This is a genomic window from Brevundimonas sp., assembly GCF_052436175.1.
Classification (GTDB): Bacteria; Pseudomonadota; Alphaproteobacteria; order Caulobacterales; family Caulobacteraceae; genus Brevundimonas.
On record NZ_JBQVNM010000108.1, the window covers coordinates 1 to 4,285 of the forward strand.

General features: G+C 69.9%; 6 protein-coding genes. 2 read left to right on the forward strand and 4 right to left on the reverse strand.

The genetic code is table 11. The features are described from left to right. Positions 1-235: SPOR domain-containing protein (locus ACT6QK_RS14810; protein ID WP_444598588.1), on the forward strand; the 235-nt coding region annotated here is incomplete at its 5' end. 19 nt (positions 236-254) lie between these two features. Here the strand turns inward: ACT6QK_RS14810 and ACT6QK_RS14815 are convergent. The 3 genes from ACT6QK_RS14815 to ACT6QK_RS14825 form a co-directional block, all read right to left on the reverse strand. Beyond that, positions 255-686: a DnaJ domain-containing protein gene (locus ACT6QK_RS14815; RefSeq protein WP_444598589.1), complete on the reverse strand. Its 432-nt coding sequence runs from the start codon at positions 684-686 to the stop codon at positions 255-257. Between the two features lie 25 nt (positions 687-711). Next, positions 712-1,563, reverse strand: a complete 852-nt coding sequence (locus ACT6QK_RS14820) for a division plane positioning ATPase MipZ (protein WP_444598590.1) — start codon at positions 1,561-1,563, stop codon at positions 712-714. A 135-nt stretch (positions 1,564-1,698) separates the two neighbouring features. Then, complete coding sequence (locus tag ACT6QK_RS14825) at positions 1,699-2,343, reverse strand: SPOR domain-containing protein (RefSeq protein WP_444598591.1); 645 nt, start codon at positions 2,341-2,343, stop codon at positions 1,699-1,701. A gap of 75 nt (positions 2,344-2,418) precedes the next feature. On the opposite strand from ACT6QK_RS14825, the gene panC reads away from it, so the two are divergent. Further along, complete coding sequence (gene panC / locus ACT6QK_RS14830) at positions 2,419-3,342, forward strand: pantoate--beta-alanine ligase (protein ID WP_444598592.1); 924 nt, start codon at positions 2,419-2,421, stop codon at positions 3,340-3,342. A gap of 57 nt (positions 3,343-3,399) precedes the next feature. Here panC and ACT6QK_RS14835 read toward each other — a convergent pair whose 3' ends face one another. Continuing rightward, on the reverse strand, positions 3,400-4,191 hold the full coding sequence (locus tag ACT6QK_RS14835) for a chorismate mutase (RefSeq protein ID WP_444598593.1): 792 nt from the start codon (positions 4,189-4,191) through the stop codon (positions 3,400-3,402). Positions 4,192-4,285: the final 94 nt, after the last annotated feature.

The following is a 4,285-nucleotide window of genomic DNA, read 5'->3' on the forward strand; positions in this document are numbered from 1 at the left end:
CGGTCGCTGGACCGTTCAGGTCGGGGCCTTCAAGGACGAACGTGTCGCCCGCAACTGGCTGGGCGAAATCAATCGTCGGTTCCGCAGCGAGTTCGCGGGCGCGGAGCGCACGGTCCAGACCGCCGGCGAATGGTATCGGTCGCGCTTCACCGGCCTGACGGAAGAGGCCGCGCGCAGCGCCTGTTCCACCCTGGCGGCCCGGCGCGTCACCTGCGCCGTCATCCGCCCGGACTGAGCCTTCAGGCACTTCAGGTTCAGCGCTTCAGGAGCCGATCCCGGGCCGCATTCAACTTGGCGGCCAGGCCTTCGGCCCCGCCTTGGTCCGGGTGCACCCGCGCCATCAGCCTGCGCCACGCCGTCTGGATGTCCGCCTCCGACGCCTCTGCGGAAACCCCCAGAATCGAGCGCGCCTCGGCCTCGCTCAGCGCCTCACGGCCCCCACCGGGCGGCCGCACGATCGGACGCAGCCGCGAACTGACGATCAGATAGAGCCCCCCCACGGCCGCCGCCCCGGCGCCGATCCAGGCGCCGTGCGATCCGGCCACGACAGCAGCGGCGATCAGCACCGCGCCCAGCACCGTCGCGGCGATCCGCCAATGACCGCGCCCCGGCCGCTCGCCCTGGCGTCCAAGCCTGACCAGCGCCCACAGGGCGACCACCGCCAGGATCGGCCAGATCAGGCCCATGGTTCGGCCCGTCCTGCCCCGCCGGTCAGGCCGCCACGTCCAGCCCGCCGACCGGCTGGTCCAGGGCGCTGCTCTCCAGCCCCATAGCCTGCATCAGGTTGCGCATCTCCTGGCGCGCCGCGACATGGGCCAGGGACACGGCCACGGGGCGGATGTCCGCCGACAGGTCGGCCACCGTCAGGCCGAAGGGGAAGAGTTCGCGATAGATGACCCGGTCGCGCAGGCCCGGCCCGACGCGGAAGCCGACCCGCTTGGCCAGGGTCGTCATTCGCTCTTCCAGACGGCGACGGTTGCGGGCCTCGGCCACGGCCAGACGGTTGGTCACCACCAGCCAGTCGATGGTCGCCTGGCGACCCTGGGTGATGGCGCGCTGTTTGCGGGCTTCCCAGACGCTCTCGGAATAGATGGAGGGCTTGATCAGATCGAGCGTCACCGGGTCGACCTGCCCCAGCAGGTCGAAGTCGACGAAGCTGTCGTTCATCGGCGTCACGATCTGGTCGGCGCGGGCATGCGCCAGCCGCGACAGGGCCGTGTCGCCGCCGGGCGTGTCGATCAGAATCACCTCCACGCCCTTCTGCTGGGCCTCGGCAAAGGCGGCCTCGAACCGGGCGACCTGTTCTTCCTCCGGCGCCTTGGCCAGGGCCTTGCCGTCGCCCAGATCGGGCTCAAACGGCATGGGCAGGACATGGCCGTTCGCCGCCGTCCAGGCCGCGCGGTTGGCGAAGAAGTGCGACATCGACCGCTGGCGCAGGTCCAGGTCTATGATGGCGGCCTTGTGCCCGGCCTGCATCAACCCGACGACGATGTGGATGGCCAGGGTGGACTTGCCTGCCCCGCCCTTTTCATTGCCGACGACGATGACGAGAGGTTGCGCCATTATGCCTGTTCCGTACTGCCGACGGCGCGACTCACCGCATCCGTCCTGACGTGGCAGAATCGGGCGCATCGCCTTTCAGGTCAATGAAAGGTTAAGATGAACGCGGGTGGCGATGTGGACAGACGTCCGGCGTCGTCAGGCGCCGCGCAGACACCAGGGGTCGGACACCTCGGCCGCGCGGCAGATGGCGGCGGCCGTGGCGGCGGGCGCAGACACACGCAGGCGGACATAGGGTTTGCCGTTGACCTGAACGGCCACGAAATCGGGCGTCAGTCCGTTCAGCGCGGCGCGGGCCTTGCCGGCGCTGGCGGCGGCCCAGGCCGAGCGCGCCGCCTCCGGCGAGGAATAGGCGCCCAGCTGGATCGTCGTGCGCGGCCCGCGAGACGCGGCAGCCATCGGCCTGACCTCCGGCGTCACGGCCACGGGCGCCGGCGCGACGGCCCGCTGGACCGCCTGTTGCAGCACCGGCTCTGCGGCGGCGGGGGGACGGCGCAGGCCATCGCGTGCATCCCAGAGGGCATGGGGGTCCAGGACCTCGACCCTCAGGGCGCCGGCCTGGCCTGTTTCGACGCCGAAGGCGGGACGCAGGCCGCGCGTGGCGGCTGTGTCCGTCTCTTGCGGCTCGCGCGCCGAGGCCACCGGCCCGTCCACGGGAATGTCGGCGACCTGCTGGGCCAGGTTGGCGAAGCGATTGGCGTCTACCTCCGCCGCCCCGCAGGAGGCGACGAGCCCCCCGGCGAGGAGGGTCAGGACTGGACGAAGCGTTCTGCTGGACGTCATAAGCCCACCCTTAGCGATCAGGCTTTGAGGTCGCGTTCACGAACAGCCTTAAGCCGCGAGGTTAATGCGATAACCATGAGCGTTTCACAGGCCGCACCGGTTCCCTTGCAGATCGTCCGGACGGTGGCGGAGCTGAGGGGGGTCATGCGCGGCTGGCGCGCCCAGGGGCTCAGCGTCGCCCTGGTTCCGACCATGGGCGCCCTGCATGAGGGCCATCTGGATCTTGTGCGCGAAGGCCTGCGCCGCGCCGACCGGGTCGTCACCAGCGTCTTCGTCAACCCCACCCAGTTCGCGGCGCATGAGGACCTCGGGGCCTATCCGCGTCAGCAGGAACGAGACGCCGAACTGTTGGACCAGACTGGCGGTCACCTGATGTTCGCCCCGACCGTGGACGAGATGTACGCGCCCGGGGCCGTGACCCGCATCACCGTCGGCGACGCCGAAACCGGCGGTCCGTCGCAGGGGCTGGAGGGCGATTTCCGGCCCCAGATGTTCGGCGGCGTCGCCCTCGTCGTCGCCAAGCTGCTCAACCAGGTCCAGGCCGACGTGGCCGTCTTCGGCGAGAAGGACTGGCAACAGCTCATGGTCGTGCGCCGGATGGTCCGCGACCTCGACATCCCGACAGAGATCTTCGGCCTTCCGACCGTTCGCGACGATCACGGCCTCGCCCTGTCCTCGCGCAACGCCTACCTGAGCGCCGACGAACTCCAGATCGCCCGCCGTCTCAATGTCATCCTGCGCGAGGCCGCAGACAGGGCCGCCGCCGGACAACCACTGGCGACGGTTGAAAACGACGCCGTCGCCGCCCTGCTCGAGGCCGGCTTCGATACGGTGGACTATGTCGCCGTACGCCAGACCGACAGCCTCGCCGCGTTTTCGAGCGGCGTGGTCGAGGGCCCCGCCCGCATCCTCACCGCCGCCCGCATCGGCCGCACCCGGCTGATCGACAATATGGCGGTCCAAGGGGCGAGGTTCGAGGGTCTAGGTTCTAGGTTCTAGGTCCGGGCGCCCAACCTTCATGCCTCGAACCTAATCCCTAATCCCTAATCCCTCGGCTCACCCGATCGCGCCGACGCAGCCCTCGGCGTCGCCCGGCGACAGATGGTCCGCGTCCGTCAGGGCCAGGGTCCAGCCGTGGTGGGTGGAGAGGCCCCAGCGGCGCGCGCCGCCGCCGTCGCCCGCGTCTCCGCCCGCGCTGACCACCACGCGGCGGCCCTTCGGAAGCGCCGGAGGATCGATCTTGCCCACGGCGAGCGCGGTCGGCTGGCCGCCGCCCAGACCGAAGCCGTCGAACACAGACAGGCTGGACCAGTCGCGGCGCAGGCCCACCCACCAGTCGTCGTCAATGTTGATGGCCAGAACGGCCACCCCATGCCCCTCGGCGGCGAAGGTCAGGGCCTCCTTGGCCGTGCGGACCATGCGGATATCGGCGGCCATGCCGAAACGCTGGCGGGCGCCGTCGAAGGCACGGGTCGGATCCTTGGGCGACCAGACCTGGACCTGAAGCTGGCCCTGACGCGCCAGACCCCAGCCGACGATCTCGCGCCAGAGACCGGCGACGGCCTCGGCGTTCTGCGGTTCGGCCTGCTCCAGCATGCGGCCGAGGACGGTCTGTTCGCGATCCGGACGCAGCTTGGTGTGCGGCCCGTGCGGCGCGTCCTTGGCCTTTCCGACCGTGGCGGCGATGGCGAGGCGGCGCTCGAACAGCTCCAGCAACTGGTCGTCGATCAGGTCGATCTCGCGACGCAGTTCGGCCAGGGCGGTCTGTTCGGGCGTCATCTCGGCGGGGTTCATTTCGGGCCAGACCTGCTGGATGTGGCTGGGGGTCTTGGTGTCGATGGAGGACATGATACGGCTCTCAAAACTGTAGAATTCGATAAGGGCAAAGGGGTGCGCCGCCGCTCTGGTCCAGAGCGGTCGCCGGCGAGGCTGTCAGGAGCGG

Bases quoted from the DNA above. Each gene is read 5' to 3' on its own strand.
- ACT6QK_RS14820 (WP_444598590.1), bottom strand. From the start codon at position 1,563: ATGGCGCAACCTCTCGTCATCGTCGTCGGCAATGAAAAGGGCGGGGCA.
- ACT6QK_RS14815 (WP_444598589.1), bottom strand. From the start codon at position 686: ATGGGCCTGATCTGGCCGATCCTGGCGGTGGTCGCCCTGTGGGCGCTG.
- ACT6QK_RS14825 (WP_444598591.1), bottom strand. From the start codon at position 2,343: ATGACGTCCAGCAGAACGCTTCGTCCAGTCCTGACCCTCCTCGCCGGG.
- panC (WP_444598592.1), top strand. From the start codon at position 2,419: ATGAGCGTTTCACAGGCCGCACCGGTTCCCTTGCAGATCGTCCGGACG.
- ACT6QK_RS14835 (WP_444598593.1), bottom strand. From the start codon at position 4,191: ATGTCCTCCATCGACACCAAGACCCCCAGCCACATCCAGCAGGTCTGG.